The sequence below is a fragment of the Stenotrophomonas thermophila genome (genome assembly GCF_001499715.1).
Taxonomy (GTDB): domain Bacteria; phylum Pseudomonadota; class Gammaproteobacteria; order Xanthomonadales; family Xanthomonadaceae; genus Stenotrophomonas; species Stenotrophomonas hibiscicola.
In genome coordinates this window covers 1-2,514 of sequence record NZ_CVIW01000058.1, presented here as the reverse complement: position 1 = coordinate 2,514, position 2,514 = coordinate 1, and the positions used below count along the sequence as shown (strand labels likewise).

2 protein-coding genes are annotated in these 2,514 nt (G+C 69.1%); one reads left to right on the top strand and one right to left on the bottom strand.

What is annotated here, in order from left to right:
• Positions 1–21: 21 nt before the first annotated feature.
• Positions 22–951, bottom strand: coding sequence for a LysR family transcriptional regulator (locus tag BN1263_RS17825; protein WP_058983086.1), 930 nt, complete (start codon positions 949–951; stop codon positions 22–24).
• 92 nt (positions 952–1,043) lie between these two features.
• Here BN1263_RS17825 and BN1263_RS17820 point away from each other — a divergent pair, with 92 nt between their 5' ends.
• Positions 1,044–2,237 (top strand): MFS transporter, encoded by a 1,194-nt coding sequence (locus BN1263_RS17820; protein ID WP_058983084.1) that lies wholly within the window; start codon positions 1,044–1,046, stop codon positions 2,235–2,237.
• Positions 2,238–2,514 lie beyond the last annotated feature (277 nt).

Here is a 2,514-nt window from a genome sequence, read left to right as displayed (position 1 = left end):
GTGGATGATGCGGCCGATGACCTAACGCGGTGCCGGCCGCATGCCATGCAGCTGCGGCAGTGCGGCCTTCATCGCATCGATGAAGGCGCGCAGCCGCGGCGGCTGCTGGCGCGCGGCAGGAAACACGACATGCACCGGCAGTGCCGGCGCCTGCCAGTCCGGCAGCAGCTGCACCAGACGCCCTTGGGCGAGGTCGTCGGCCACCAGCCAGGCCGAGACCACCGCTGCGCCCAACCCGGCGCGTGCAGCCTGCTGCACCACGAACAGGTTGTCGCTGAGCAGGCGCGGGCTGATCAAAAGGGTATGCGCGCGCCCCTGCGCGTCATGCAGCAGCAGGCGTTCGCGGTAGTAGGTGACCAGCGAGATCCATGGCAGTGCCTGCGCCTGTTCCGGCGTACTGACCGCCGTGGCGTCCACCAGCGAGGGCGCTGCCACGACGATGCGCGGCACTTCGGCCAGCGGCAGTGCCACCATGCGCGGTTCGTCGACCGGTCCCACACGCACCGCGCAGTCGATGCCTTCGGCGATGAAATCCGGACGACGATCTTCCAGGATCCACTCCAGGCTCAGCTGTGGGTGCTGGGCGAGGAACGCGAGCATGGTCGGAAGCAGCTGCGCCTGGCCAAAGGCATGCGGCACCATCACCCGCAGGCGTCCGCGCAGCGTTTCCGGTTCGCCGTTCAGTTCGGCCTGCAGCGACTCCCATTCGTCGACCACGCGTTGTGCATGACGCTGGCAGCGCAGGCCGTCCTCGGTCAGTTGCAGGCCGTGGGTGGAGCGCTGCAGCAGGCGCAGGCCGAGCTGTCGCTCCAGTGCCTGCAGGCGTCGGCTGACCGTCGGCTGGGTGGTGCCCAGCTGCAGGGCCGCAGCAGACAGGCTGCCGGCATCGACGATGCGCAGGAAGGTGCGCAGCAGATCCAGGCGATCAGCGCCGGTGGCGAGGTCATTCATGCATGTGGCGTATGAAATATATGTACCAGAGCCTACTACAGACGTCTGGCGAATACAGGCAGGATACGCCCACTTCCTATCCGGGCTCTCCCATGTCTACCCCCTCGCTGTCTGTTGCGGCCGCACCGGTGACCGTACCTTCCACCCCGTTGGTGCTGGCAATGGCTGCCGGTGCCGGCTTCTCGGTCGCGTCGCTGTATTACAGCCAGCCCATGCTGGGCCTGATAGCCCAGGACCTCGGCGCAGGTGAGCGCGCCGCCGGCCTGGTGCCAACCCTGACCCAGCTCGGCTACGCACTGGGCATCCTGCTGCTGGCACCGCTGGGCGATCGCTTTGACCGCCGCCACCTGATCCTGTTGAAGTCCGCGCTGCTGGCGCTCGCCCTGGGCGCAGCAGCAATGGCCGGGCAGCTGCCGGGCCTGCTGGTGGCCAGCCTGCTTGTCGGGCTGACGGCCACCCTGGCGCAGGACATCGTGCCCGCAGCGGCGGTGCTGGCGCCGGACGCGCAGCGCGGCCAGATCGTCGGCCGGGTGATGACCGGCCTGCTGCTCGGCATCCTGTTGTCGCGGGTGGTCAGTGGCGTGGTGGCTGAAGCGTGGGGTTGGCGCACGCAGTTCGTGCTGGCGGCGGTATCGGTGGCGGCGATGGGCGCGGTGATGGCGCGTGCGCTGCCGCGCTTCGCGCCGACCAGTACGCTGCGCTATCCGGCGTTGTTGGGTTCGTTGTTGGCGTTGTGGCGCGAGCAGCCGCAGTTGCGCCGTGCGGTGGCCAGCCAGTCGCTGCTGGCCGTGGGATTCAGCGCGTTCTGGTCGACCCTGGCGCTGATGCTGCATGCCCGCCTGGGTCTGGGTAGTGCGGCGGCGGGTGCGTTTGGTATTGCGGGTGCGGCCGGTGCACTGGCCGCGCCGTTTGCCGGCCGTTTCGCTGATCGACTGGGGTGCCATGCGGTGGCACGGCTGGCGATTGCGGTGGCGCTGCTGGGCTTCGGCCTGCTGCTGGCCGAAGCCTGGTTGCCGGCCGCCGCGCTGCTGCCGTTGCTGGTGGTGAGTGCGCTGCTGTTCGACTTCGGCTTCCAGTCGGCGCTGGTGGCGCACCAGACCCTGGTCTACGGCCTGGTACCGCCGGCACGCAGCCGGCTCAATGCGTTGCTGTTCACCGGCATGTTCATCGGCATGGCCGCCGGCGGTGCGCTGGGCAGCCTGGCGCTGGCGCAATGGGGATGGCACGGCGTGGCCTGGTTGGCGGTGGTGTGTGCGGGCAGCAGCCTGCTGCTGCGTTTGACGTAGGGGGGGTGTTTGGCAGGGCTTGCAGCCCTGCACCTGCTGGAGGCAACAGCAACAGCAACAGCAACAGCGGGGTTCCTGTGGGGAGGCGGGGTGGGTCCGGTTGCGGGGGGCGCCGTGAATCCCCCAGTCCGGCCCAGCCGCTGGCGGCTGGGCGTTCGGGCGCTTGCGAAGCAATGCTTCGCAAGCGAAGCAATGCTTCGCAAGCGAAGCGCCCTCACCCATGGGGGGCTCGGTCGCGCCTTGCTCGTCTGCGCTGTCCTGCGCACACGGCAAGACC